Source organism: Actinomadura sp. (assembly GCF_044508335.1).
In the GTDB taxonomy this organism is placed as follows: domain Bacteria; phylum Actinomycetota; class Actinomycetes; order Streptosporangiales; family Streptosporangiaceae; genus Spirillospora.
The window spans coordinates 65,643-89,778 of sequence record NZ_JBIQHY010000014.1 but is presented as its reverse complement, the minus strand read 5'-3'; the positions used below and the strand labels follow the sequence as shown (position 1 = coordinate 89,778).

General features: G+C 71.9%; 24 protein-coding genes. 8 read left to right on the top strand and 16 right to left on the bottom strand.

The window, feature by feature from the left end:
* The 4 genes from ACIWVC_RS08335 to ACIWVC_RS08320 all read right to left on the bottom strand — a co-directional run.
* Nucleotides 1-264 (bottom strand): MerR family transcriptional regulator (locus tag ACIWVC_RS08335; protein WP_396447978.1); only part of this gene is annotated, 264 nt, incomplete at its 3' end.
* A 102-nt stretch (nucleotides 265-366) separates the two neighbouring features.
* Nucleotides 367-1,626, bottom strand: coding sequence for a carbohydrate-binding protein (locus ACIWVC_RS08330; RefSeq protein WP_396447977.1), 1,260 nt, complete (start codon nucleotides 1,624-1,626; stop codon nucleotides 367-369).
* A gap of 600 nt (nucleotides 1,627-2,226) precedes the next feature.
* On the bottom strand, nucleotides 2,227-3,222 hold the full coding sequence (locus ACIWVC_RS08325; RefSeq protein WP_396447976.1) for a nitronate monooxygenase: 996 nt from the start codon (nucleotides 3,220-3,222) through the stop codon (nucleotides 2,227-2,229).
* A gap of 4 nt (nucleotides 3,223-3,226) precedes the next feature.
* Nucleotides 3,227-3,616, bottom strand: coding sequence for a hypothetical protein (locus ACIWVC_RS08320; RefSeq protein ID WP_396447975.1), 390 nt, complete (start codon nucleotides 3,614-3,616; stop codon nucleotides 3,227-3,229).
* 18 nt (nucleotides 3,617-3,634) lie between these two features.
* Between ACIWVC_RS08320 and ACIWVC_RS08315 the strand changes: the two genes are divergently transcribed.
* On the top strand, nucleotides 3,635-4,597 hold the full coding sequence (locus ACIWVC_RS08315) for an NAD(P)-dependent oxidoreductase (RefSeq protein ID WP_396447974.1): 963 nt from the start codon (nucleotides 3,635-3,637) through the stop codon (nucleotides 4,595-4,597).
* On the opposite strand, the gene ACIWVC_RS08310 is transcribed toward ACIWVC_RS08315, so the two are convergent.
* The 4 genes from ACIWVC_RS08310 to ACIWVC_RS08295 form a co-directional block, all read right to left on the bottom strand.
* Nucleotides 4,594-5,688 (bottom strand): NAD(P)-dependent alcohol dehydrogenase, encoded by a 1,095-nt coding sequence (locus ACIWVC_RS08310; protein ID WP_396447973.1) that lies wholly within the window; start codon nucleotides 5,686-5,688, stop codon nucleotides 4,594-4,596. The genes ACIWVC_RS08315 and ACIWVC_RS08310 overlap by 4 nt on opposite strands.
* 17 nt (nucleotides 5,689-5,705) lie before the next feature.
* Nucleotides 5,706-6,953 carry a cytochrome P450 gene (locus ACIWVC_RS08305; RefSeq protein ID WP_396447972.1) on the bottom strand — a complete coding sequence of 416 codons (1,248 nt, stop codon included), beginning with the start codon at nucleotides 6,951-6,953 and terminating at the stop codon, nucleotides 5,706-5,708.
* 153 nt (nucleotides 6,954-7,106) lie between these two features.
* Nucleotides 7,107-7,874 carry a crotonase/enoyl-CoA hydratase family protein gene (locus ACIWVC_RS08300; protein ID WP_396447971.1) on the bottom strand — a complete coding sequence of 256 codons (768 nt, stop codon included), beginning with the start codon at nucleotides 7,872-7,874 and terminating at the stop codon, nucleotides 7,107-7,109.
* 92 nt (nucleotides 7,875-7,966) lie between these two features.
* Nucleotides 7,967-9,727 carry an acyl-CoA dehydrogenase family protein gene (locus ACIWVC_RS08295; protein WP_396447970.1) on the bottom strand — a complete coding sequence of 587 codons (1,761 nt, stop codon included), beginning with the start codon at nucleotides 9,725-9,727 and terminating at the stop codon, nucleotides 7,967-7,969.
* 67 nt (nucleotides 9,728-9,794) lie between these two features.
* Between ACIWVC_RS08295 and ACIWVC_RS08290 the strand changes: the two genes are divergently transcribed.
* Complete coding sequence (locus ACIWVC_RS08290; protein ID WP_396447969.1) at nucleotides 9,795-10,526, top strand: PaaX family transcriptional regulator C-terminal domain-containing protein; 732 nt, start codon at nucleotides 9,795-9,797, stop codon at nucleotides 10,524-10,526.
* Between the two features lie 133 nt (nucleotides 10,527-10,659).
* On the opposite strand, the gene ACIWVC_RS08285 is transcribed toward ACIWVC_RS08290, so the two are convergent.
* Complete coding sequence (locus ACIWVC_RS08285; RefSeq protein WP_396447968.1) at nucleotides 10,660-11,523, bottom strand: NAD-dependent epimerase/dehydratase family protein; 864 nt, start codon at nucleotides 11,521-11,523, stop codon at nucleotides 10,660-10,662.
* Nucleotides 11,524-11,631: 108 nt separating this feature from the next.
* Between ACIWVC_RS08285 and ACIWVC_RS08280 the strand changes: the two genes are divergently transcribed.
* Nucleotides 11,632-12,468, top strand: a complete 837-nt coding sequence (locus tag ACIWVC_RS08280) for a helix-turn-helix transcriptional regulator (RefSeq protein ID WP_396447967.1) — start codon at nucleotides 11,632-11,634, stop codon at nucleotides 12,466-12,468.
* 96 nt (nucleotides 12,469-12,564) lie between these two features.
* Here the strand turns inward: ACIWVC_RS08280 and ACIWVC_RS08275 are convergent, their stop codons facing one another.
* The 3 genes from ACIWVC_RS08275 to ACIWVC_RS08265 form a co-directional block, all read right to left on the bottom strand.
* Nucleotides 12,565-13,695, bottom strand: a complete 1,131-nt coding sequence (locus ACIWVC_RS08275) for a zinc-dependent alcohol dehydrogenase family protein (protein WP_396447966.1) — start codon at nucleotides 13,693-13,695, stop codon at nucleotides 12,565-12,567.
* Nucleotides 13,692-14,108: an acyl-CoA thioesterase gene (locus ACIWVC_RS08270; protein WP_396447965.1), complete on the bottom strand. Its 417-nt coding sequence runs from the start codon at nucleotides 14,106-14,108 to the stop codon at nucleotides 13,692-13,694. The genes ACIWVC_RS08275 and ACIWVC_RS08270 overlap by 4 nt, the downstream gene beginning before the upstream one ends.
* A gap of 170 nt (nucleotides 14,109-14,278) precedes the next feature.
* Nucleotides 14,279-14,437, bottom strand: a complete 159-nt coding sequence (locus ACIWVC_RS08265; RefSeq protein ID WP_396447964.1) for a hypothetical protein — start codon at nucleotides 14,435-14,437, stop codon at nucleotides 14,279-14,281.
* Nucleotides 14,438-14,702: 265 nt separating this feature from the next.
* Here ACIWVC_RS08265 and ACIWVC_RS08260 point away from each other — a divergent pair, with 265 nt between their 5' ends.
* From ACIWVC_RS08260 to ACIWVC_RS08245, 4 genes are all read left to right on the top strand, one after another.
* A complete protein-coding gene (locus tag ACIWVC_RS08260) occupies nucleotides 14,703-15,383 on the top strand; it encodes a hypothetical protein (RefSeq protein WP_396447963.1) in 681 nt (226 codons plus the stop codon).
* Nucleotides 15,384-15,475: 92 nt separating this feature from the next.
* A complete protein-coding gene (locus tag ACIWVC_RS08255; protein WP_396447961.1) occupies nucleotides 15,476-16,183 on the top strand; it encodes a YcnI family protein in 708 nt (235 codons plus the stop codon).
* Entirely contained in the window at nucleotides 16,180-16,707 is a 528-nt protein-coding gene (locus tag ACIWVC_RS08250) for a copper resistance protein CopC (protein ID WP_396447960.1), read from the top strand. Before ACIWVC_RS08255 ends, ACIWVC_RS08250 begins: the two co-directional genes overlap by 4 nt.
* A 264-nt stretch (nucleotides 16,708-16,971) precedes the next feature.
* Nucleotides 16,972-17,739: a group II truncated hemoglobin gene (locus ACIWVC_RS08245; RefSeq protein ID WP_396447959.1), complete on the top strand. Its 768-nt coding sequence runs from the start codon at nucleotides 16,972-16,974 to the stop codon at nucleotides 17,737-17,739.
* Nucleotides 17,740-17,851: 112 nt separating this feature from the next.
* Here the strand turns inward: ACIWVC_RS08245 and ACIWVC_RS08240 are convergent, their stop codons facing one another.
* Entirely contained in the window at nucleotides 17,852-18,955 is a 1,104-nt protein-coding gene (locus tag ACIWVC_RS08240; RefSeq protein ID WP_396447958.1) for a phosphatidylserine/phosphatidylglycerophosphate/cardiolipin synthase family protein, read from the bottom strand.
* A gap of 245 nt (nucleotides 18,956-19,200) precedes the next feature.
* Between ACIWVC_RS08240 and ACIWVC_RS08235 the strand changes: the two genes are divergently transcribed.
* Nucleotides 19,201-19,623: a DoxX family protein gene (locus ACIWVC_RS08235; protein WP_396447956.1), complete on the top strand. Its 423-nt coding sequence runs from the start codon at nucleotides 19,201-19,203 to the stop codon at nucleotides 19,621-19,623.
* 55 nt (nucleotides 19,624-19,678) lie between these two features.
* Here the strand turns inward: ACIWVC_RS08235 and ACIWVC_RS08230 are convergent, their stop codons facing one another.
* The 3 genes from ACIWVC_RS08230 to ACIWVC_RS08220 are packed head-to-tail and all read right to left on the bottom strand — an operon-like array spanning nucleotide 19,679 to nucleotide 23,860.
* Nucleotides 19,679-21,115 (bottom strand): C69 family dipeptidase, encoded by a 1,437-nt coding sequence (locus ACIWVC_RS08230; protein WP_396447954.1) that lies wholly within the window; start codon nucleotides 21,113-21,115, stop codon nucleotides 19,679-19,681.
* Nucleotides 21,116-21,164: 49 nt separating this feature from the next.
* A complete protein-coding gene (locus ACIWVC_RS08225) occupies nucleotides 21,165-22,604 on the bottom strand; it encodes an agmatine deiminase family protein (RefSeq protein WP_396447953.1) in 1,440 nt (479 codons plus the stop codon).
* Nucleotides 22,601-23,860 carry a phosphatidylserine decarboxylase family protein gene (locus ACIWVC_RS08220; protein WP_396447952.1) on the bottom strand — a complete coding sequence of 420 codons (1,260 nt, stop codon included), beginning with the start codon at nucleotides 23,858-23,860 and terminating at the stop codon, nucleotides 22,601-22,603. The genes ACIWVC_RS08225 and ACIWVC_RS08220 overlap by 4 nt, the downstream gene beginning before the upstream one ends.
* Nucleotides 23,861-24,136: the final 276 nt, after the last annotated feature.

Here is a 24,136-nt window from a genome sequence, read left to right as displayed (position 1 = left end):
GCGCTGGTAGACCGCGACGGACTCGGGGCAGGACGCCCCGTCGGCATGGCCCGCGCGCAGGCAGTCGACGAACGGGCGGGTGTCGTCCAGCGTGAACCCGGCCGCCAGCAGCGACCTGATCTCCTCGACGAGCCGGACGTCCGACTCCTCGTACTGCCGGTACCCGTTGGACGCGCGCCGCGCCGGCAGCAGCCCCTGCTGCTCGTAGTAGCGCAGCGTGCGGGTGCTGACGCCCGCGCGCGCGGCGAGTTCCCCGATCCGCATCCGTCCCTCCCTGTGGCCGTTTTCGACGCTACGCCTTCACACCGGCGTCAAGGTCAAGCCCGGTTCCCGGGGGCGGCCCGGCGCCGGGCCGCCCCCGGACCGTCACCGGCCCTGCAGGCCGCGGACGTTGTCGCCGAACGTCCAGCCCTTCGAGCCGTCCCAGTTGATGGACCAGGTCATCAGACCCTTCAACTGCCCGTTGAAGTGATTCCATGCCTGCCCGACGAGACCCGTCGACATGTAACCGCCGCCGGCGCCGGGCTGCGCGGGCAGACCCGGGACCTGCTTGTCGTACGGCACCCGGATGGTCGTGCCCTGGATGACGAGGCCGTTGTTCAGGCATTCGGTCTGCTTCACGAAGCCCTCGACCGTCCCGGCGGAGTAGGAGTCACCGGAGCACCCGTACATGCTGCCGTTGTAGTACTGCATGTTCAGCCACCACAGCCGGCCGTTGTCGGCGTACTTCTTGATGATCGGCAGGTAGGCGCCCCAGATGGAGCCGTAGGTGACGCTGCCGCCGGTCACGTACGCGGTTTCGGGCGCCATCGTGAGCCCGAAGTTGGACGGCATCTGCGCGAGCACGCCGTCGATGATGCGGATCAGGTTCGCCTGGGACGTGGACAGCCGATTGATGTCGCCGCTGCCCGACAGCCCCGTCTCGATGTCGATGTCGATGCCGTCGAAGTTGTACTTCTTCAGGATCGGGACGATCGTCTGGACGAAACGGTCCGCGACGCTGCTGGAGCTGAGGTCGATGCCCGCGGTCGCACCGCCGATCGACATCAGGATGGTGGCGCCCGCCGCCTTGGCCGCGCACATCTCAGCGGGGGTGGCGACCTTGACGGTCGAGTCCATGCCGTCCTCCCACAGGACGGTGCCGTCCGACCGGATGACGGGGAACGCAGCGTTGATCACGTTGTAGCCGTGCTGCCTGATGACGGGGTTGTCGATCGGAGTCCAGCCGAACGGCGGGTGGACGCCATTGGACGACCCGTCCCAGTTCTCCCAGTACCCCTGCAACACCTTGCCGCTGGGCCTCGACTTCACGGCACAGGTGCCGTCCCCGGGCGGCTGGGTGGTCGGCGGGGTCGTGGTAGGCGTTGTCGGGGGCGTGGTGGGCGGCGTTGTCGTGGGCGGCGTGGACCCGTCACACGCCCCGAGGTCGCGCCACAGCGTCGGCGTGGACGCGGGGTTCCAGTTGGCGCCAGGCCACGCGGTGTGGGCGACGATCGCCTCGTAGCCGTGTCCGCTGTAGGTGACCTTGTCGCCGACCTTGTAGCTGTTGCCCTCGGCCCAAGCGGGATAGCCGCAGGCGACCAGAACGGTGGACTGAGCGGACGACGGCGCGGAAAGCACCACCATCGCACCCAGTGACAGGGCCAGCGCCGCCAAGGCCGAAGCCAACGCGGCGATGGCAGGGGACCATCGCTTGTACGTGATTCTCACGGGGACGACTCCTCCAGAACGGGGACAGAGGAGCCGGTGCAAGAGCCGAACAAGTCCCGCGAACGGAACTCTCCCAGGCGCAAGGCGCAAACGACCGGCATGGACGCCACCTGAAGAGTAACCGCGCCGCCCTACGCCCGGAAGCCCCCGCCCCAACCGGCGCCCCCACGCGTACGCACGTGCCGGTCGCCGTGCCGGCCCGCGAGCCAGCGGGCGGGGGGAACTCCCGGCTCACGGCGGGCCGGCCCGCTCGCGTCGGGCAGACCGGGCACCAAGGCGAGCGAGGCCGGCGACACCGCCGCCCCGGCGATGAACACTGTGCCGTAGCCCAGGCGGGTGCTCAGCCATACGCCCAGCGGCAGGGCCACGACGGCGGGGACCCCGACGGCGACGCCGTACAGCCCGAGGGCCTCACCGCGTCGACTCTGCCGGCGTGGACGTGGCCGGCCAGGTGTCGGCGGTAGAACGTCGTCTTTCCGGACGCCTGGAGGCCGATCAGGATGGCCGATTCGGGCATCAGCGTGGCGTCAGGGCGCGTACCAGGTCGGCGGCGGGGGCTTCGGTTGTCCTGTGGAAGGACTCGCCTGCCCACAGGTTGACGCCTTCCGGGTCGCCTTGGGCGACGGACGCCTTGCGCAGCGGCGATGTCACGTAGTGGACGTCCGGGTAGGCGGCCGGTGCGTGCGGTGAATGTTCCGTGAGGAAGCGGTTGACCAGGCCGCGGGCGAGGCGTCCGCTGAAGGCGCGGGTCAGTGCGGTGGAGGTGAAGCGCGGGTCGGACAGGGCGGCCTTGTGGACGGCGTTGGCGCCGCTCTCCGGGCAGCGGACGAAGGCCGTCCCGAGCTGGGCCGCGGCGGCGCCCAGCCCGAGTACCTCGCCGACGTCGGCGGACGTCGCGAGGCCGCCGGCGGCGATGAGGGGCTGGGACGTCATCGCGCGCACGGAGTGCAGCAGGACGCGCAGCGGCAGCGGCTCGTCAGCGGTGTTCGTGAACGACCCCCGGTGCCCGCCCGCCTCGGAACCCTGCAGGCAGAGCGCGTCGGCGGACGCCGCTTGGCGGGCCTCGTCCACGGACGTCACGGTGACGATCACCACGGTTCCGCGGGCCTGGAACGCCTGGATGACGTCCGAAGACGGGCAGCCGAAGGTGAAGCTCACGAAGGCGGGCGGATCGGACAGCAGGTCGGCGATCTTCGCCTCGTAGGCGTCGTCGCGGGGGCCCGGGGTGCCGGGGGCGACGCCGAGGCGTTCGGCCTCGGGCGCGAGGCGGTCGCGGTAGGTGGCGACTTCGGCGGCGTCGATCTCGTCCAGGGACGGCATGAAGACGTTCATCCCGAACGGGCGGGACGTCAGCCTCCGGGTCGCGGCGATGTCGGCGCGCATGGCCTCGGGCGTCTTGTAGCCGGCGGCGAGGAAGCCGAGGCCGCCCGCCTCCGACACGGCGGCGGCCAGTTCGGGCGTCGACGGGCCGCCCGCCATCGGCGCCTGCACGATCGGGGCGTCCGTCCACATCGCGTCACCTCGCCTCCGGTCGGGTGGGCGCTCCGAGCAGCCACCGCCAGCGCGGCTGTTCGAGGACGACCACGCCGAGGCAGAGGGCCGTCACGACGATCGCGACCGGCGCCGGCCACGCCGCCCATGACGCGGCCACCGCGGCGGCGAGCTGCAGCAGGACCAGCGCGATCGTGACGATACCCGGCACCGCGACGACCGTGCGGGCCTTGTCGCCGGGTGTCGAGAACACGGTCGGCAGGCCGATCAGCACCACGACCGAAGCGACCGCCAGCGGGACGGAGTGCGGCGCCAGCGCCCACGGCGTCGCGATCCAGGCGATGAGCTCGGCTAGGAAACGCAGGGCGGACGCCGTCCGGCCATCCGGGGCCGCTCCCCCGGGACTCGTTCTCATGGTCCGCACGATAATCCGGTGGGAAGATCGGGCGCCGACCCGGGGTTCCACGAACGGACGGAAGGGGACGGCATGCGGGTGCTGCTGCACTATGACATGGACCATGAGGAGCCCGGCCTCGACATCGTGAGCTGCTCCGAGCAGGACGACGCCCGGTTCGCGGAGCTGCTGCCGGACACCGAGGTCATCTGGCACGTGCTGCGCCCCCTCACCGCCGCCGACATGGACCGGGCGCCGAAGCTCAAGCTGATCCAGAAGCTCGGCACCGGCGTGAACACGATCGATCTGGACGCGGCGAAGGAGCGGGGCATCGCGGTCGCGAACATGCCGGGGCAGAACGCGCAGGCGGTCGCGGAGACGTCCCTGCTGCTGATGCTGGCGGCGCTGCGCAGGGTCGTCGCGTTCGACGCGCGGACGCGGCGCGGCGAGGGCTGGCCCGCCGACCGCTCCCTGGTGGGCGGGGAGATCGCCGGGCGGACGGTCGGGCTGCTCGGCGGTGGCGAGATCGCCACTCTGCTGAGAGGCATGCTGGAGGCGATCGGGGCGAACGTCCTCTACACGTCCCGGCGTCCGCGCCGCGACGACCCGGCCTGGCGGGAGCTGGACGATCTGCTGCGGGCGAGCGACATCGTGTCGGTGCACGTCCCGCTGACCGGCGAGACCCGCCATCTGCTGGACGCCGGGCGGCTCGCGCTGCTGCCGGACGGCGCGATCGTGGTGAACACGGCGCGCGGCGCGGTCATCGACGAGGCGGCGCTGGTGGCGGAGCTGCGGTCGGGCCGGCTGGGCGGCGCCGGCCTCGACGTGTTCGAGCGGGAGCCGGCGGACGCGTCCAACCCGCTGCTCGCCCTGGACAACGTCGTCGTCATGCCGCACGTCGCCTGGCTGACCCGCGAGACCTGGGACCGCTACTTCGCGGTCGCGGCGGAGAACTGCCGCCGCCTGGCCCGCGGCGACGGCCTCCTCCACCGCGTCGTCTAGGGGACCAGGACGGGCTTCACGACCTTCCCGGACGCGGTGTCCTGCTCGGCCTGGTTGATCTGGTCGAGCGGGTAGGCGGTGATGAGCCGGTCGAACGGGAACCGGCCCTGCCGCCACAGCTCGATCAGCTTCGGGATGAACGTCTGCGGGACGGCGTCGCCCTCGATGATGCCCTTCACCGTCCGGCCCATGAGCAGGAGGTTCGCGTCGAGGGTGTACTCGGCGGCGCCGACGCCGACGAGGCCGCAGACGCCGGTGGTGCGCAGCGACGCGACCGCCGTCGAGACGACCGCGGGGACGGCGGTGGTGTCGAACGAGTACTGCACGCCCTCGCCGCCGGAGATCGCCCGGATCTGCCCGGCGATGTCGTCGTCCGCCCCGTTCAGCGCGTGCGTCGCGCCCAGCTCGCGGGCCAGGTCGAGCCGCGACTCGTGCAGGTCGACGGCGACGATCGTGGCGGCGCCCGCGACCCGCGCCGCCATCACGGCGGCCAGCCCGACCGCGCCGGTCCCGAAGACGGCGATGCTGTCGCCGGCGCGGACGCCGAGGGAGATCAGCACCGAGCCGGCGCCCGTCTGGATGCCGCAGCCGAGCGGCCCGAGCCGCTCGATCGGCACGTCGCGGGTCACCGGCACGACGTTGCGGGCGGTGCCGAGCGCGTGGCTCGCGAACGACGACTGCCCGAACCAGCGCGTGTGGACGGCCTCGCCGTCGCCGGTCGTGGCGCGCGGCGTGCCGTCCAGCGGCGCCGCGAACATGTTGAGCGCCATCATCTGCGGGCAGGCGCCGGGGTTCCCGGCGCGGCAGTTGTCGCACGTCCCGCACGAGTCGAACGACATGACCACGTGGTCGCCGACGGTGACGCCGGTGACGTCCGGGCCGACCGCCTCGACCACGCCCGCCCCCTCGTGGCCGAGCACGACCGGCTTCGCGACGAGGTCGCCGGGGACGCGGCCGAGCATGTCGGTGTGGCACATCCCGGTACCCGCGATCTTGACGAGGACCTCGCCGGGGCCGGGGTCGGCCAGGTCGAGCCGCTCGACCGTGTACGGGGCGTCTGCGGCGCGCAGCACCGCGGCGTTGATCTGCACCGGTGGTTCCTCCGGGCTCAGGCGATGGAGTACCGGATCGGAAGGCGCTTCAGGCCCCCGACGAAGGTGGTGGCGAGGCTCTCCGGCGTCCCGGCGAGTTCGATGGAGTGGAGGCGGGGCAGCAGTTCCTCGAAGAACGCGCGGATCTCCATGCGGGCGAGTGCCGCGCCGAGGCAGTAGTGGACGCCGAAACCGAACGCCAGGTGCTTGTTCGGGTCGCGTCCGGCGTCGAAGCGGAACGGCTCGTCGAAGACGTCCTCGTCCCGGTTCGCGGACGGGTAGGAGAGCAGCACCGCTTGGCCCTCGCGAATGGTGACGCCGCGCAGTTCGTAGTCCTGCGCGGCGGTGCGCATGAACTCCTTGACGGGCGTCACCCAGCGGATCATCTCGTCCACCGCGAAGGGCATCAGCTCCGGCTTGTCGCGGAGGCGTTCGAGCTGGTCGGGGTGCTCGATGAGGGCATGCAGGCCGCCGGAGATCGTCGCGCTGGTGGTGTCGTGCCCGGCCGTCGCGATGATGACGTAGTAGGAGGCGGTGTCGAAGTCGTTGAGCGGCTCCCCGTCGACCCGCGCGTTCGCGATGGCGGACGCGAGGTCGTCGGTCGGGTTCTTGCGGCGCGCCTGCGTCAGCTCCTGGAAATAGGCGAAGAAGTCGAGGAGGACCTGCAGTTTCTCCTCGTTGGTGGTGCCGCGTTGGAACTCCGCGTCATCGCCGCCGAAAAGCTCCTGCGTCAGCTTCAGCATGCGGCCGAAGTCGCTTTCGGGGAGCCCGAGCAGCGACAGGATCACGTACAGCGGGAAATGGACGGCGATCTCCTGCGCGAAGTCGCATTCGCCGCCGAGGTCGACCATCCGGTCGACGTACCGCTTCGCGAGTTCCCTGATGCGCGGCTCCAGCGCCCGCATCGCGCGCGGCCGGAACCAGTCCGCGCCGATCGCCCGGATGACCCGGTGGTCGGGGTCGTCCATGTGGATCAGCGTGCGCAGCGCGATGCCCTGCTCGGCGCGCTGCCGGTTCATCTCGTCGAACTCGGTGGTGCCGAGCAGCGGGCGCGGCGCGTTGAGGAAGATCTGGTGGTTGCGCTCGATCTCCAGGACGTCCTCGTGCCGGGTGATCGCCCAGAAGGGGGTGTAGCCGGGGGCGTCCACCCAGTGCACCGGCGACTCGCGGCGCAGCAGGGCGAGCGACGCGTGGAACCGCCGGTCGTCCGCGTAGGCCATCGGGTCGGCGAGGTCCAGCCCCGCGCGTTCCACGGTGAGCGTCATCGCTCTGCTCCTCGGTCGTGACTGCCGCCACACGAGAACCTACGGGACCGAATCTGATTCGGTCAACGTTTTTCGAACGTTCCGGGCGCGCGGGATGCGGCGCCTCCCGCCCGGCGTACGGACGTCCTGCGCGCGGACGCCCGGCGCGCGGGGTCAGATGTCGGTGAAGTCGCCGTGGCGGCCGCGGCCGTCCGCGAACCGGGCGGCGCCCTCGGCGGCCTCGGCCAGCGAGCCGATCCCGTACCGGTACTCGACGGCGATCGCCTCGTCCTCGGGGCGCCCCTCCGCCTCCAGCAGCGACATGCGGTCGTTGCGCAGGCACGCCTGCGGGAACGCGGACAGCTCCGCGGCGAGCCTCTCGGCGGCCTCCCGGGACGCGCCCGGCGGGACGAGCCGGTTCACCAGCCCGATCTCGAACGCCTCCTTCGCGGGCACCGGGCGCCCGGTGAGGATCAGGTCCATCGCGCGGCTCGCGCCGATCAGCCGGGGCAGCCGGAACGTCCCGCCGTCCACGAGCGGGACGCCCCAGCGGCGGCAGTAGACGCCGAACGTCGCGTCCTCCTCGGCGACCCGGAGGTCGCACCAGAGGGCCAGCTCCAGCCCGCCGGCGACCGCGTGGCCCGCGACCGCCGCGATCACCGGCTTGGACAGCCGCATCCGCGTGCAGCCGAGCGGGCCGTCCGCGGGGGGCGGGTCGACGCGGGGGCTGCGCCCGGTGCCGATCGACTTGAGGTCGGCGCCGGAGCAGAACGTCCCGCCCTCGCCCCACAGGACGGCGACGGCGGCGGACCCGTCCGCGTCGAACGCGCGGAACGCCTCGGCCAGCTCGCGCGCCGTCGCCCCGTCCACGGCGTTCCGGGTCTCCGGACGCGACATGATCACTGTCGTGACCGGCCCGTCCCGCTCAACACGTACTCCCACGCGTCCTCCTCACCTCGTCGACTTGCGGCGTGTTGCCCCTATGAGCGCGCCGATAAGGCCAACACGCCGCGTGTCAACGCACCTGGTGAACGCTAGTCCGCGGTGAACGCGCCGTCGGCCAGGTCCTTGAAGCGTTCGAGGTCCTCGGCCGGGGCGTCGATCCCGCGCAGCGGGCCGGTGTCGGCGAGGTGCGTCCGAGCGTAGAGGCGGGCGACGAGCGCCTTGCGGTCGGCCCCGGAATCCTTATGCTCCCAGCCCGCCTGCTCAAGCAGGAGCGCCGCCGCGTAGACGTCCGCCATGTACTGGGCGAGCGGGAAGAGCCGCGCCTCGGCGACGGTCCGGTCAAGGCCGCGCCATGTTTCTATGGCCTGCCGGAGATGCCCGATGCGGTCGTTGACCAGGGCGGCGGTCGCGTCGTCCCCGGGCGGCGCCTTCTGGACGGCCTGGGTCAGCCGGTCGAGGAACGGCTCGTGCGCGTCCTGCCGCTCGATGGCCCGGCGGACGTCCAGGCACAGGATGTTGTCGCCGCCCTCCCAGATGGGGTTGACCTGCGCGTCCCGCAGGATGCGCGCCACCGGCCACTGCTCGATGTATCCGTTGCCGCCGTGGATCTCGATGGCGTCGCTCGCCGCCGTCACGCCGAGCCGGGACGCCCGCAGCTTGATCAGCGCGGCGCCCATGCGCAGCCTGGGCCGGCCCAGGTACCCGTCGAACACCAGCGCCTGGACGGCCTCGGTCTCCACGATCAGCTCGGCCAGCTTGCGCCGCATGAGCGGCTGATCGATGAGCGCGGCCCCGAACGCCTCCCTCGCCCGCGCGTAGCACAGCGACTCGACCAGCGCCCTGCGCGCGCACCCGAGCCCCATCATCGAGATGCCGAGGCGCGCGCCGTTCGTCAGCTCCATCATGCGGGCGAGGCCCTTGCCGTCCCCGCCCTGGCCGGCGCTCGCGGCCGGGGCCAGCAGGAACGCCTCCGCGTCCGTGAACTCGATCTCCGCCGACGCGACCGACCGCGTGCCGAGCTTGTCCTTGAGCCGCCGGACGCGGACGCCGTTGCGCGACCCGTCCCGCCGCTCCTTCAGGACGAGGAACGGCGCGATGCCCCGCACCCCGTCGGCCGCGCCCTCCGACTTCGCCAGCACCACGAACGCCGACCCGTTGGCGTTGGACGCGAACCACTTGAGCCCGTTGAGCCGCCAGGCGTCCCCGTCCTTGGACGCCGTCGACTCCAGCGCGCCCAGATCGGACCCGCCCGACCGCTCCGTGAGCATCTGCGCGGCCTCGCCGGACATCTCCCCGGCGGCGAACAGCTCCCGCACCCGCTCCTTCACGTCCTCGGGCGCGAACATCTCGGTCAGCCGGACGACCATGTCGCCGCCGGTGCCGAGCGCGCACGCCATCCCGATGTCGGCCTGGTCGAGCAGGTAGCTCCACGCCACGCCCAGCGGCGCGGGATCGACCCCGTTCGCCTTCGCCTCCGCGACGAAGTCGGGCCGCGTGAACGACGTCGCGACGAGATCCCTCCTGGCCGCCTCGAACGACGGCGGCATGACGACCTCGCTGATGTCGCGCCCCCACCGGTCGTACTTCTCCAGGCGCGGCGGGTTCCGGTCGGTCTCCTCGGCCCGCTCGGCGATCGGCCCGCCCATCAGCGCGCCCATCTCCTTCAGCCGCGGCTCGGCCCAGCCGAACCCGTCCCCGAGGTACCGCCGCATGAGGAACCGCAGTGTGGGGTCGCAGTCGTACCAGTTGCGGCCCACCGCGCCCTGGTAGCGCTCGGTCGCGTACCGGCGCGCCTTCTCCGCGCCACCGAACGGAAGCCGGTCGAACGGCTCGATCAGATAGGACGTCATGCCCCCGACATTACGCTTTCCAGTCGCATGATGGAAGACTGTAATCCCGGTAGGGTCGTAACCAGCCATGGACAGCCCGGAGATCCGCCCGCTCACCGCCCGCTCAGTCGTGCTGAGCACGCTGCTCGGCGTCCACCCGCCCCGCCTGCCGGCCCGCCACCTCGTCCGCGTCGGCGACCTGTTCGGCATCGCCGAGGGCACGATCCGGGTGGCGCTGTCCCGCATGGTGGCAGCGGGCGACCTCGTCCAGTCCGGCGGCGCGTACGCGCTCACCGAGCGCCTCCTCGCCCGCCAGGCCCGCCAGGACGAGGCCCGCCTCCCCCCGACCCGCCCGTGGGACGGCGCCTGGGAGATCGCCGTCATCACCGCCGAACGCCGCCCCGCCGCCGACCGCGCCGCGCTGCGCCAGGCCATGTCCGCCCTCCGCCTCGCCGAACTGCGCGAGGGCACCTGGCTGCGCCCCGCCAACCTGACCCGCGCCCGCCCGGACCCGGTCGTCCGCCAGTGCACGTTCCTGACGGGCCGCCCCGAAGAGGACCCGGCCCTCCTCGCCGCCACCCTCTGGGACCTGGACGCCTGGACGGAGAAGGCCGAGGCCCTCCGCACGGCCCTGACGTCCGCCACGGAGATGGCCGACCGCTTCACCCTGGCCGCCGCCGTCCTGCGCCACCTGCTGAACGACCCGCTCCTCCCCCCGTCCCTCCTCCCGCCCACCTGGCCCGGCCCCGCGCTACGCACCCTCTACGAGGCATTCGAGAAAGACTTCGAGCAACTCCTGACGACCCAGGTACTGACCTGAATGGCCGCCTTCGACAAAACCGATCTTACGAACGCCAAGATCACCGGAATGGCGGGCAGCGTGGTGGGCTCCATCCTCCTCGCCACCGAATAACGCCCGACCACGGCAATTGCCGGGTGGCGGGTCGGGTGGGTCAGGTATAGGAGCCGGTGCGGAGGTCGGTCAGGAGGGGCGGGGCGGTCGGGCGCCAGTCATAGTTCGTTTCCGCGCGGGTCGGGTCCAAGGGGGACGAGCGGGTCAGGACGTCGGCGAAGGGGCCGAGGAGGTCGCAGGCCTCGGTGCGGGTCAGAGAGATCGCTTCGGCGCCGGCCGTGTCCGCCACGGCGGCGGCGATGTCGCGCATCGGGGTGCGGGTCCGCGAGGCCGCGTTGATGATCGTCCGGCCGGACGGGCGGGCCGCCGCGGCGGCGTAGAGGGACGCCAGGTCGTCGACGTGGACGGAGGACCACTCGTTCGCGCCGTCCTCGACGTAGACGGTCACGCCGTTCTGCCGGGCGGACGCGAACATGCCCTCCAGGAGACCGGAGCCGCCCCGGCCGTAGATCAGCGCGGCGCGGATCACGGTGGCGTTCTCGGCCTGGAGCGCCTGGCGTTCGCCCAGCACCTTCCAGGGCTGCGGGGACGTCTCCGGATCGGTCGGGGTGTCCTCGGTGACCGGCTCCCCGCCGGTGTCCGGGTAGACGAGGCCGGTGCTCGTGTAGATCAGGGGCCTGGCGGCGGCGAGGAACGCGTCCAGGGCGGCCTCTTCGATCTCGCGCATGCGCGGGTTCATGTAGTCCACGGCGGTGTGGATGACCGTGTCCGACGAGCGGGCCGCCTCGCGCAGGGCGTCGACGGAGGTCAGGTCGCCGCGGACGGCCTTGGCCCCCAGGGCGGTGACGCGGGCCTCGGAGGCGTCCGAGCGGGCCAGTGCGGAGACCTCGTGGCCCGCCTTGATGAGGTGTTCGGCGACCACGCCGCCCAGGTAGCCGCTGGCGCCCGTCATGAAGATGTGCATTGCCGTTCCCTTCGGTGCTCGGCGTCCACGCTGCCCGCGCGGGTCGGGAGCGGCCAGGGACTGAGAGTGCCAGGCTGAGCGGGAAGGACCCGCCGTACTGTGGACGGCATGGACAAGCGCGCGCTTGCGGAGTTCCTGCGGGCCAGGCGGGAGCGGATCCGGCCCGAGGACGTCGGGCTGCCGCACGGGTCGCGGCGAAGGACTCCCGGGCTGCGCCGCGAAGAGGTGGCGCAGCTCGCGCACATCTCCGTCGACCACTACAGCCGGCTGGAGCAGGGACGGGGACGCAACCCGTCGCGGCAGGTGCTGCACGGCATCGCGCGGGCGCTGCGGCTGTCCGACCAGGAGCGGGCCCACCTGTTCGAGCTCGCCGGGGAGCGCGAGCGGGACCGCGTGGACGGCCCGTCCCGCGAGGTGGCGCCGGGCACGCGGAGCCTGCTCGGCCGGCTCACCGACGCGCCCGCCTTCGTGGTGGACGACACGTGCCGCGTGCTGGCCTGGAACCCGCTCGCCGCCGCCCTGTTCGGGGACTTCGCCCAGATGGGCGGGCCCGACCGGAACCTGCTGCGCCGGTACTTCCTCGACCCCGCCCGCCGTGTGGCCGACCGTTCCGAGTTCGTGGTCACGTCCGTCAGCTACCTGCGGGTGGCGATGGCCCGGTATCCGCGGAACCGGGAGATCCGGGCGCTGGTGGACGAGCTGGTGGAGGGCAGCGAGGAGTTCGCGCGCCTGTGGAAGTCGCAGGAGCTGCGGATCGAGCACCACGCACGGGAGCGGTTCGAGCATCCGCAGGTGGGCGAGGTCGCACTCGACTTCGACATCCTCACCATCCCCGGCCAGGACCAGCAGCTGATCATCTTCACGGCGGAGCCGGGGTCGCGGGAGTACGAGACCCTGCGGCTGCTCAAGGTCATCGGGACGCAATCCATGGACGTCCCCGCCTGACCATGCCGAGGGCCGCTCCCGCTCTCGTCGAGACGCGGGTTCCGGCCCGGGCGGTCGCGGTCAAGCGGGGGTTTCCGCGGTTGCTGTGAGGACGGCTCAGTCGCCGGTGAAAGTGATCAGCTGGCGGACGGCTTGGGCGGTGTGGAGGGTGTCGAAGCCCTCGTTGATGTCGTCCAGTGGGAGGCGGCCGGAGAGCAGGGCGTCCACGGGAAGGGCGCCGTTGCGGTACATGGCGATGAAGCGCGGGACGTCGCGGCGCGGCACGCACGACCCCAGGTAGCTGCCCCGAAGGGTCTTCTCCTCCGCCACCAGGGTGAGTGCGGGGAGAGTCAGCGGGACGCCGGGCGCGGGCAGGCCGACGGTGACCGTTGTCCCGCCCGCACGGGTGGCGGCGTACGCCTGCTCCAGGACGGGGACCACGCCGGTCGTGTCGATGACCTTCTCCGCGCCGCCGGAGGTCAGGTCGCGGAGGGCTTCGGTGGCGTCCGCGCCGCCCTCGACAGGGTGCGCGCCCAGCTTCTCCGCGAGGTCGAGTTTGTCCGGGACGAGGTCGATCGCGTAGACCGTCGCGGCTCCGGCGGCCTTGGCGGCGAGGACGGCGGAAAGCCCGACGCCGCCCAAGCCGAACACGGCGACCGTGTCGCCCGGAACGACGGCGGCGCTGTAGAGGGCGGCGCCGGCGCCGGTCAGCACGGCGCAGCCGAACAGCGCGGCGATGTCGAACGGCAGGTCGGGGTCGATCTTCACGGCGGAGCGGGACGACACGACGGTGTACTCGGAGAACGCCGACACGCCCAGATGGTGGTGTGGACGGCCGCCGTCCGGGGCGATGAAGCGCCTCCCGCCGCCGAGGAGGGTGCCCGCGCCGTTGGCCGCCGCACCCGGGCCGCACAGCGCGGGACGTCCGGCGACACAACGCTCGCAGTGGCCGCACGCCGGGACGAACGCGAGAACGACATGGTCACCCGGGACGAATTCGGTCCCCGGCCCGGTCTCGATCACCTCACCGGCGGCCTCGTGGCCGAGCGCCATCGGGAGCGGGCGCGGGCGGGAGCCGTTGATGACGGACAGGTCGGAGTGGCACAGCCCGGCGGCCCCGATCCGCACCAGCAGCTCGCCGGGGCCGGGCGGGTCGAGGCGCAGGCCGGCGATCTCCAGCGGGCGGGAGGCGGCGTACGGGGCGGGCCGCCCCGACTCGACGAGGACGGCGGCGCGGGTCTCGATCATGGGGTGAGCAGCTTCTCCATCTCGGTGCGGACGGCGCCCGCGATCTCCACGGGGCGGCGGGTGCGCCGGTCGACGAAGACGTGCACGAAGTGGCCCTCGGCGATGAGCGCCCCGTCGGACGCGCGGAACATGCCGATCTCCCAGCGCACGCTGGACCGGCCGAGCCTGCCGATGCGCAGGCCGACCCTGATCGCGTCCGGGAACGACACCTCGGCCTTGTACTCGCAGTGCGACTCGACGCACAGGCCGATGGCGGCGGACTCCGCGGGGTCGAAACCGGCCGTCCGGATCATCCACTCGTTGATGACGGTGTCCATGAGCGAGTAGTGGACGACGTTGTTGACGTGCCCGTAGACGTCGTTGTCCTTCCACCGCGTGGGGACGGTCTCCCAGTGCTGGTACTCGCCGGTCATGAAGGGCAGCCTATGGGCGTCCCGGCCCCGGCGCCGCACCGGCTCGGCAGGACGGTGACCACGCAAAACGGCGGGCGGGGTCGCCAGTGCCCCCGCCCAATCGGGAACCCGCCGCCGGCCCGCGAGAAGGCCCGCCCCGGAAGGCGGGACGGGCCTCGCAAGCGGGGGCGTCAGCGGCGGCGGCCGCCGCCGCCTCGGAATCGGGCCAGCAGGCCGCGCATTTTGGCCTGCGTGCGCGGGTCGCGGGCGTAGCGTTCGGCCTTCGCCCGCATCCGGCGGGCCTGCGGGCTCCGGGCGTACCTCATGATCCGGTTGACGACGGAAGGCATGCGTCCTCCTCGGCCTAGGTCTCCGTTCAACGAGTGCCCAGCCGCGGAAGTTCGGAACGCCCGGTCGGGAGCGGAGTCGGCCCCGGATTCGCCTGGGGTCCGCTCTTACGACGCCCCCGCCGCGGACGGCGGGGGCGTACCAGCACGGGATTGAAACCCTACATCTAGTCGGCGATCTATGTGCAACCCCAAGATGTTGGGCGTGTCGGCGAGTTGGTGGGGGCGGCTGCACGGCCGGCGACCGTGGTGGCACGATGGTGCCGTCATGTCCGAGCGTCCCCGCAGGCCCTGGTTCCGGACCGCACGCGCGGTGGTCTTCGCCACCGTGTGCGTCGCGCTGGCCATCCTCGGGCACGTCCTCGCAGGCGGGGCCGCGGTTCCGCCGTGGGCCGGGGCGACCGGGTTCTGCGCGGTCCTCGGCGTCACGATGATGCTGGCGGGCCACGAGCGCTCGCTGGCCACGATCCTGGGCGGGCTCCTCGGCGGGCAGTTCGCGCTGCACGCGCTGTTCACCAACGCGTCGGCGGCGCACCCCGTGCCCGCGGTCGCGCCCCCCGGCGCCACAGCGGCGCACATGCCCGCGATGGCGGACCACACGCCCGCCATGCACGCGGCCATGGTGGACGGTGCGCAGACGATGGCGGCGCACGGCGGCGGCAACGGCCTGATCATGATGCTCGCGCACTGCGTGGCCGCGCTGGTCGCCGCATTGTGGCTGCGGCGCGGCGAGCGGGCCACGTGGACGATGGCCCGCTGGGTCGCGGCCGCGGCCGACCGCCCCATCGGGCTGTTGCTCGCCCTGCTGACCATCGAGGAGGCGGCGCCCCCGCGGCCGGTCCCGGTGGTCCCGGCCGCACCGGTCGGCGAGGCCGTCGGCCGGGTGCTGCGGCACCAGGTCGTTCGGCGGGGTCCCCCGCCCCGTTCGAGGGCGCTCGCACACCTCTGAGGCTCTGAGCCGCTGAGGCGGGCGCCGTACGCCACCCCGGATGCCCTATCCGCGTCCGGTGATCCCCCGTACGACTCGAACGGAGTTCCCTCATGCCCTTCTTCCCGCATGCGCGCCGGATCGGCGCCATCGCGTCCCTGGCCGCCCTGTCCGTCGCGGGGCTCGCGACGGCCGCGTCCGCCCACGTCACCGCCAACCCGAAGTCCGCCGAGCAGGGCTCGTACGCCAAGGTGTCGTTCCGGGTCCCGAACGAGCGCGACGGCGCCGCCACCACGAAGGTGGTGGTGCACCTGCCCGTCGAGCACCCGCTGGCGTCGGTGTCGGTCCGTCCCACCCCCGGCTGGAAGGTGAAGGCGGAGAAGTCGAAGCTGCCGAAGCCGGTCAAGTCCCACGGCGGCGAGCTGACCGAGGCGGTCACCACGATCACCTGGTCCGGCGGCGAGATCGAGCCGGGCCAGTTCCAGGAGTTCGAGGTGTCGATGGGCCCGCTCCCGGACGACACCGACCAGCTGATGTTCAAGGCCGACCAGACGTACTCGAACGGCGAGGTCGTCAAGTGGGAGGAGGAGCCGGCCGAGGGCGCCGCCGAACCGGAGCATCCCGCGCCGACGCTCAAGCTCACCCCGAAGGACGCCGCGCCGACGGCCGGCCTGACCGCCCAGCGGGAGCCTGCCGAGAAGGCCGCGGCGTCTACCGATGACGGGACGGCGCGGCTGCTCGGCGGGATCGGCATCGCGGTCGGCGCGGTCGGTCTCGGCCTCGGCGGCTACGGCCTGAGCCGCGCGCGGAGCCGGGCATGATGCGGCGGCTCGCGGCGGGCGCCCTGGCGGTCGGCACGGCCCTCGCCCTGACGGCGGCCCCGGCCTCCGCGCACACCTCGCTCACGTCGGCCAGCCCGGCGAAGGACGCGGCGGTCGCGGCGCCGTCCCAGATCGTCCTCACCTACGCCGATCCGGTGCGGCTGCCGCGCGTCGTCGTGATGGACGCGTCCAAGAAGCAGTACCAGTCGGGGCCGGCGAAGGCGGTCGACAACAAGGTCACGCAGGCGGTCGGCGGCGCGCTGCCGAACGGCGAGTACACGGTGGGCTGGCGCGTCGTGTCCTCGGACGGGCATCCGGTCGAGGGCACCTACACGTTCACCGTGAAGGGGTCGTCCGCCACCGCGCAGGACCCGGCCCCGGCCTCGTCGCCGGCCGCCGCCCCGGCGGCCGGGAAGTCGTCCGGCTCGTCCGGCTGGCTCTGGATCGGCCTGATCGTGCTGGTCATCGCGCTGGCCGCCGGAGCGGTCGCCTGGCTGCGCCGCTCCTCCGCCGCCAAGGGCTGATCGCCGGGCTTCCGGCCGGGTGATCGGGCAGCACGCCGATCACCCGGCCGGGCGCCCCGGCTGCTTCACCGCACCGCCGGTGATGCCGGACCGGATGCCCGGCACGGCGCCCCCGGCGAGGAGTCTCCGGCCGCAACGGTGGACTCTCACCGCCACTCGTGAACTTCCCCCAGCTCACCGTCAAATGAGCACAAACGCGCTTCCGAGCGGGGTGATTACAGCATTACAGTGATTACCTGACCCGGAAGCACCCTTGGGGGCGTCGTGATCGTCGAGTACATCCGCTACCGCATCGACCCGCAGCGGGCCGACGAGTTCGAGGCGGCCTACGCCCGGGCCTCCGTCCCGCTCTCCGCCGCACCGCAGTGCGTGGACTACGAGCTGACCCGCTGCGTCGACGAACCCTCGTCGTACATCCTGCGCATCGGCTGGACGTCCGCCGACGACCACATGCGGGGCTTCCGCGGCGGCGAGCACTTCCCCGCCTTCTTCGCCGAGATCAAGCCGTACGTCCAGCAGATCGAGGAGATGCGGCACTACGAGCCGACGCCCGTGCGCGGCGCCGGCTCGTCCGTCCCGACGATGTACGACTGGGCGGGCGGACGCGAAGCCTTCGAGCGCCTCACCGAGGTCTTCTACACGAACGTCCTCAAGGACGACCTGCTCCTCCCCCTGTTCGAGCACATGGCGCACGACCACCCGAAATGGGTCGCGGCCTGGCTGAGCGAGGTCTTCGGCGGCCCCGAGCGCTACAGCGAGGAGCGCGGCGGCTACCACCACATGGTCCGGCAGCACCTCGGCCGCGGCATCACCGAGCAGCAGCGCCGCCGCTGGGTCTCCCTCCTGATGGACGCGGCGGACGAGGTGGGCCTCCCCGACGACCCGGAGTTCCGCGCCGCCTTCGCGTCCTACATCGAGTGGGGCACCCGCATAGCCCTGGCCAACTCCCAGCCGGACGCGACCCCGCCCCTGGAGGCCCCCATGCCCCACTGGGGATGGGGCGTGGCCCCGCCGTACATCCCTTCCAGCTAGGCGTCGCGGGCGGAGCGACCGCTAGACGACCGTGCCTTGTACCGCCCAAACCCTCGCAGTGAGTGAGATCGAAGCGGCGGAGCATGGCCATGCCTCGTTCCACAACGCGGCCTCAGGCCGGGCGGGAGAGGCCGGTGATGATCCGCGAGATCTCGCCGAGGGCGAACGAGGCGATCCGGCGCTGCGCGGCCTCGGCGTCCTCGCGGGTCTCCTCCAGGTCGCCGAGGACGATGATGTTCTCGTCGTTCAGCGTCGTGGCCGGGGCGGTGTAGTTGAAGCTGCCCGCGATCACGAGGCGCTCGTCGATCACCATGAGCTTGTGGTGGACCTTCCGGACGCCGGTGCCGGGCTTGTTCGCGAACAACTCCACCCCCGCGGCCTTCAAAGGGTCGGTCGCGGCCCACGCCTGCGCGCCCTGGCCGCGGTCCAGGACGCCGCGGATGCGCGCCAGCGACGGCGCGAGCCGGATCATCGTGTCGTCGATGCCGGACGACCTGGCGAAGGTGAACATCGCGAAGTCCACGCTCGCGGCCGCCTTCAGCATCTGCTTCATGATCTCCATCTCCGGCCCGTGCCGCGGCGCGAACAGCGGCTTGACGCGGACCTGCCCCAGCCGGAACTCCGCCGGGCGCGGCTCGACCCGCTCGTGCATGGCCCCGAACGTGCCCGAGCGCATCCGGAGGAACTCCTCCAGGTAGAGGGCGGCGGCGCGGCGGCCGTGCAGCACCAGGACGTGGTTGAGGTTGTTGCCCGCCTTCGCCGCCGAGCCGCCGGCCGGGTTGGTGCCGGTGTCGGTGAGCGTGAAGTTCGCCGACCCGGTCAGCACCGCCGCCGTCGACTCGCCGGAGTCGCGCACGATGAACTTCTGGTGGAAGATCGCGGGGTTCAGGTCCGTGACGACGTCCACCCCCGCTCGCAGCAGCGCGGCGTGGATGAGGCGGTTCTCCTCGTTGGCCCCCGCCGGCGCCCACGGGTCGGCAGGGGACCGGTCCTCCCGCAGGTAGTCGCCTTCGAGGATGACCTGCACGCGGACGCCGCGCGCCCGCGCCGCGAGGATCGCCTGCGCGATCGGCCGGGAGTCCAGCTCCTGCACGGCGACGCGCAGCGTGTGGCGCGCGCCGCCGACGAACTCGCGGATCACCGCGTCCAGGTCGTCGGGCCCGCCCAGCAGCGCGGGTCCCGCGTGCAACTCGATCCCACCGGCCCGTACCGGCATGACGCCCCCCACCTCACCGCCGCCATCTCCCTTCATTTCCGCACAAAACGGGACGATCCGCCAGAGCAAGCGCCCGGGGGACGCTTCCCCACGCTCCCGGGGCATCGGAACCCCTCCCACCTGGGCAGATGCGATCGCCCGAAAAAATCTTGAAGAAAAATCCGGCGGGATGTCGATCCGGGCGAGGGCCGTGCGACGCGTCAGTGAAAGGCCGATGAGACGCACCGCACGGAAGGACCACCGCCATGACCGCTCAGACCGCCCGCACCGCCCCGTCCGCCACCGCCGTCCGCGGCATGCGCCGCAAGGCGCTGTGGGTCGCGCAGATCCTGCTCGCGGCGTTCCTGCTGATCGCCTCCGGGCTGCCCAAGCTGATGGGCCAGGCCGACGCCGTCGAGTCCTTCGAGCAGATCGGCTGGGGCCAGTGGTTCCGCTACGTCACCGGCGTCGTCGAGGTCGCCGGCGCGATCGGCCTGCTGATCCCGCGCCTGGCCGGCCTCGCCGCGGCCGGGCTGATCGGGTTGATGGCCGGCGCGATCCTCACCCAGATCCTGGTGCTGGACCCGGCCTGGAGCGCGATGCCCGCCGCCTTCGCCGTCGTGTTCGCCGCCATCGCGTGGGACCGCCGCGCCGAGACCCGCGAGCTGCTGCGCTCCCTGAAGCGCTGACCGGACCGGCGAGCCCCCGGCCGCACCCGCGGCCGGGGGCTCGCGCATGCCCGGGTCAGGCCGCGAGCGCGGCGATCTTGCGGTGGTGGGCGGTCGCGTCCTCGGCGGCCGTCTCGGTGATGAGCTCGGCGGTGGCCGCGACGGCGCGGTCGACGGCCTGGGCGGCGAGGCCGAAGCCGTGGCGCGCCGCGAGGCTGACGGCGCCGGCCCGGTCCGTCCCGTAGGCGTCGGCCAGGACGGTCCGCATCCACGGCGCCTGCTCGACGCACAGCCCCTCGAACTCCGGCGCCCAGTCCGGGACCCGCGTCCGAACCGCCTCATCGGCGTGCAGGCGCAGCACATGGGCGCCGTGGAACGCCCAGTACGCCGACACCGGCGAGAAGACGTTCCCTCCGCTGGTGTAGGAGGCGGGAAGCTCCCGCGTCGCGCTGTAGAGCGGGACGTACGGTGCGCCGAGCGGCGTGCTCACCGCCTGCCAGATGAGGGCGGCGAGCTCGGGCGGCATGGCCGGGTCGAGCGTGATGATGTGGCTCTCCGCCGTCTTCTCGTAGCCGATGGGACGCTCGGCCACGCCGTCCAGCACGGTGCCCTTGTACGTCGCCCGGAGCACGCGCATCACGTCGGTGACCCGCATGGGCGCGTCGGGGCGGAGGAACAGCGGATACCGCGGGAGCCGCGGGCGCTGGTGGAGCGAGGGGGTCAGGATGGACTGCGCGAGCCAGATCCGGTCGACGTTGTAGGGGACGCCGGGAATCCCGAACGCCTGCGCGAAATCGAAGGAATGCCGGTCGGGATGCGCGAGCAGGCGGTTGTCGCGCACCCAGTCGAAGAGCCCGGCCGAATGGAGCGTGCCGTCGGCGTCCAGATCGACGCCGTGGACGCGCATGCCGTTGGCGACCGCGATGTAGGCGTCGCCGGGGACCCGGACCGCTATCCAGTGGTGGCCCGAGCCGATCTCGACGTACCAGCATTCGTCGAGATCGGCGATCAGGACGCCGTTCGGCTCCTGCGCGCCCCTCTCCTCGACGTAGGAGCCGAGGAGTCGCACGCCGTGGCGCGCGGTGCGCGCCTGCGGCAGGATCAGCGTGGGGATGACGGACTCCGCGACCCCCGGCGACACGAACGGGTCCGCCTGCTCGGCACGCTCGTTGGACGTCATGGAGTTGGTCGCGGAGACGGCGACGTTGCGGCCGTTGACACCGCGCTCCTCGAAGTAGAAGCCGTCGCCGATGCCGCTGCTCGCCTCGCTCGCGCCCGCCGCGTCGGGCATGGCGCTGTAGGGATGCGCCGCCTCGGGCACCGGCACCGCCATGCCGTTGCCGAGCGTCCACACCCCGCCGGCGACCGACGGCGTGCCGGGGACCTTGTACTGCGGCAGAGGTCGGTAGGTGAGGTACTTGTTCCAGTTGTTGCGGACGAAGTCCTCGTTCCTGGAGACGATCGCCACGCCGCCGGCCGTCGCTTCCTTGCCGGCCATGATGCTCGTGCACATGGCGCCTGTTCCTTTCAGCGGGGTGCGGGCGGGCTTCCCGTCGCGCGGTTCAGGCCGGCACCTGGGCGCGCGACCAGGCGTCGATGACGTCCCTGGGCACGCCGTGGGTGCGGCAGTGCAGGGCGTCGGTGCCGAGCCACGGCGTGTCCGGCTTGCTGGGGATCCCGACGATCTCGTGGTCGGGAAGGGCCTTCCGGTAGGCGTCCAGCGCCGCCTGGTCGTTCTCCTCGTGCGGATGCCCGGCGAGCGGCACGTACACGTGGTCGTTGAGGATCAGGCTGTTGGTGTAGGCGGCCGTCGTCGCCGCCTGGTCCGGGGTGACCTGCGGGATGTACACGTCCTGGCACATGACCCGGGTGACGTCGAAGCCGTTCTTCTGGAAGAACGCGCATATCTCGGCGAACTTGGCGCTGATGTCGGGATCCTCGGAGTCGGCGATGAGGATCTTCCCGGGGGCGAGGAACTTCCCCCAGCAGTCGATGTGGCCGATGTAGGTTCCGGTCGGGTCCTGGGCCGCGTAGTAGGTGTGCGAGCCCATGAACCGGTTGAACTGGTCGAGGATGTACTTCATCCGCTCGGCGAGGACCTCGGCGCTCGGCGGGCCGTCGGACGGCCCCTTGCCGGCGACCGGCAGCTCGTTCTGCGTGGCGACCAGGTAGGTGGACGCGACGGCGTCGCCGTCGGTCACCATGTAGTTCCCGCCGACCTCCAGCAGCCCGGTGCAGTACCAGTCGTGCGGCGGTATCGGGGCCAGCTTCTTCTGATGCCCGTCCCCGCCCCAGTGCGCCGCGTTCCAGGCGCGTATCGGCGCGTTGAGGTAGTCGGAGAACTTGGCGGCGCCGGAGTCGTCGTTGGGCCGGAAGATGCCGAGGCCCTCGCGCGCGGTGACGTGCTCCGCGCCCTCCACCAGGCCGACGGAGCCGCCGCCGAGGCTGGTGTAGATGTGCTTGGCGATGCCGTAGCGGCCGCTGTCCTCGTTCTTCACCCACCAGGGGCCGTAGTCGCGCGTCCAGTACGTGTCGGTGTCCCAGGGCACGAAGTGGATGAGGTCCGGGTCGTAGGGCAGGTCCATCGTCTCCGCGACGCGGCCCAGCCTCTCGCGGACCGCCGGGAGCTCGGCCGCGTCGTCGCACAGGACGAAGATGTGCACGGGCCGCTCGGCGTCCGCCTGCTGCATCCGGATGATGAGCTCGTCGGGGATCCCGAAGGTCCGGGGTCCCGTCGGCGGCAGCTGGATGTGCGAGGTCGGCTGCGCGACGGTGCCGGGGTAGGCGATGAGGACGCCGCCCATGTCGGCGAACTCGGGTACCGCGTGGACCGGCGACGGCGTGTCGTTCCGGTAGGTCGCCGACGGCGGCGGTTCGTACTTCCTGCCCGTCTGCCGTTCGAACAGCTCGGCCAGCAGCGCGGGCGGGCGGCTCCGCACCCGGTGGCGCGCGTTCGCGGCCGGCGCGTTCGCGGCCATCCGGTTCGTCATGGTGCGGTTCATGAGCGGACCACCCTTCCGATCGCCGAGTTCACGAAGATGTTCTTGGCGTGCAGGCTCGGCCGCTGGCCGTGGAAGTCGAAGCGGATGTTCGTCTGCGGGCGGAAGATCAGGCAGTGGGTGGACCCGCCGAAGTGGAACATCCCGAGCTGGTCGCCCTTCCGCACCCGCTGGCCCTCGTACACCGTGATCTCGCAGGTGGAGACCTCGGCCATGCCGACCGGCAGGAAGCACATGAGCCCGATCTCCGGGTTGTCCGCCTCGATGAAGATCATCGCGCGGGTGGCGACCTCCGTGATGTACCCCTGCGAGTCGTTCGGCGCCGCGGGGTCGAAGCCCTCCGCGGGCGTCTCGGAGTAGTACGTGCCGTCCTGGACGTAGGCCTTGACGACCCGGCCGTCGACGGGGCTGTGCCACCGGTGGTAGCTGAAGGCGCTCAGGAACGCCTGGTAGACGGTGCCGCCGGCGAACTCGTCCACCAGCGGGTCGTTCGCGAGCATGTGCGCCAGCGAGTACGGCTGGCCCTTCACCCAGAAGTCGTCGTGCCTGCGCACCCCCGTGCTGAGGCGGTACGGCGCGGACTCGCACGCGTTCACGATGACGTCCTGGTCCGCCGGGTCGGCGACCGGCCGGACGCCTTCGCGGAAACGCCTCGTGAAGAAATCGTCCCACGAGGTGAACCCGTAGTGCGGCTGCGACGGGTCGCACACGAACTCCTCGGCGAATTTCGGCATCTTCTTCTTCGCGTGCGGGCCGAACCAGCCGTGCTCCGAGGTGTTGAGCACCGACGTCGAGTCGGGGGACTTCAGGAACCTCCCCCACTCGTTCAGCATCTTCTTGAACTGCGCGTTGACCTTGTCGTTGAGGAACGCGGCGAATCCGGCGTGCGTCCCCATCGCCCAGTCGAGGATCGCGTTGATCGGGAATCCGACGAGACCGCTCTCGTTGAACTCCGGAGCGTGCGTCATGATGTGGTTGAACAGCTTGAGCATCTGCTCGACCGTCTTGACCTGCGGATCCCCGGTCGGGGTGTGCTTCCTCGTCACCTGGGTGAGCATGAAGGTGAAGAGCATGTAGACCTCGGGGTCGTCCTCGATCAGCCGCCGGAAGTCCGCCACGACGGGCAGCAGCGGGACGTCGCCCTGCGCCTCCACCCGCTCGATGAGATCGTCGAGCCATTCGCCGAGAAATTGCGAGTCGGACGGAAGCCATTCGCCGACGCGGAAGGGAGCGGCCGCTTTCGCGGTGGCCATAGTCATGATCTCTTCCTTTCCCCTGGCGTGCCGCGGTGGGCGATGTCCCGCTCACCAGGAAAAACGCTACCTTCCACCGCTCCGGCACGCCCGGCGCCGGCGCACCAAGCTTTAAAAAATCATCCTTGACTGGCATTCCTTGAATTTTCATGAATTCGGCGGCGGCCGTCGCGGACGGGACGGGCACGGGTGGGACGGGCGCGGGCTCGCCGAGGAAGCCGGGGCGGGCGCGGTCGGCGCACGTGGCGGGCGGGTAGGACCGTCTCTACTACCCCCGTTCGG

Coding starts and splice junctions, on each gene's coding strand:
- ACIWVC_RS08330 (WP_396447977.1), bottom strand. CDS start 1,626: ATGGTGGTGCTTTCCGCGCCGTCGTCCGCTCAGTCCACCGTTCTGGTC.
- ACIWVC_RS08325 (WP_396447976.1), bottom strand. CDS start 3,222: ATGTGGACGGACGCCCCGATCGTGCAGGCGCCGATGGCGGGCGGCCCG.
- ACIWVC_RS08320 (WP_396447975.1), bottom strand. CDS start 3,616: ATGAGAACGAGTCCCGGGGGAGCGGCCCCGGATGGCCGGACGGCGTCC.
- ACIWVC_RS08305 (WP_396447972.1), bottom strand. CDS start 6,953: ATGACGCTCACCGTGGAACGCGCGGGGCTGGACCTCGCCGACCCGATG.
- ACIWVC_RS08295 (WP_396447970.1), bottom strand. CDS start 9,727: ATGACGTCCTATCTGATCGAGCCGTTCGACCGGCTTCCGTTCGGTGGC.
- ACIWVC_RS08290 (WP_396447969.1), top strand. CDS start 9,795: ATGGACAGCCCGGAGATCCGCCCGCTCACCGCCCGCTCAGTCGTGCTG.
- ACIWVC_RS08285 (WP_396447968.1), bottom strand. CDS start 11,523: ATGCACATCTTCATGACGGGCGCCAGCGGCTACCTGGGCGGCGTGGTC.
- ACIWVC_RS08280 (WP_396447967.1), top strand. CDS start 11,632: ATGGACAAGCGCGCGCTTGCGGAGTTCCTGCGGGCCAGGCGGGAGCGG.
- ACIWVC_RS08275 (WP_396447966.1), bottom strand. CDS start 13,695: ATGATCGAGACCCGCGCCGCCGTCCTCGTCGAGTCGGGGCGGCCCGCC.
- ACIWVC_RS08270 (WP_396447965.1), bottom strand. CDS start 14,108: ATGACCGGCGAGTACCAGCACTGGGAGACCGTCCCCACGCGGTGGAAG.
- ACIWVC_RS08265 (WP_396447964.1), bottom strand. CDS start 14,437: ATGCCTTCCGTCGTCAACCGGATCATGAGGTACGCCCGGAGCCCGCAG.
- ACIWVC_RS08260 (WP_396447963.1), top strand. CDS start 14,703: ATGTCCGAGCGTCCCCGCAGGCCCTGGTTCCGGACCGCACGCGCGGTG.
- ACIWVC_RS08255 (WP_396447961.1), top strand. CDS start 15,476: ATGCCCTTCTTCCCGCATGCGCGCCGGATCGGCGCCATCGCGTCCCTG.
- ACIWVC_RS08250 (WP_396447960.1), top strand. CDS start 16,180: ATGATGCGGCGGCTCGCGGCGGGCGCCCTGGCGGTCGGCACGGCCCTC.
- ACIWVC_RS08240 (WP_396447958.1), bottom strand. CDS start 18,955: ATGCCGGTACGGGCCGGTGGGATCGAGTTGCACGCGGGACCCGCGCTG.
- ACIWVC_RS08235 (WP_396447956.1), top strand. CDS start 19,201: ATGACCGCTCAGACCGCCCGCACCGCCCCGTCCGCCACCGCCGTCCGC.
- ACIWVC_RS08230 (WP_396447954.1), bottom strand. CDS start 21,115: ATGTGCACGAGCATCATGGCCGGCAAGGAAGCGACGGCCGGCGGCGTG.
- ACIWVC_RS08225 (WP_396447953.1), bottom strand. CDS start 22,604: ATGAACCGCACCATGACGAACCGGATGGCCGCGAACGCGCCGGCCGCG.
- ACIWVC_RS08220 (WP_396447952.1), bottom strand. CDS start 23,860: ATGACTATGGCCACCGCGAAAGCGGCCGCTCCCTTCCGCGTCGGCGAA.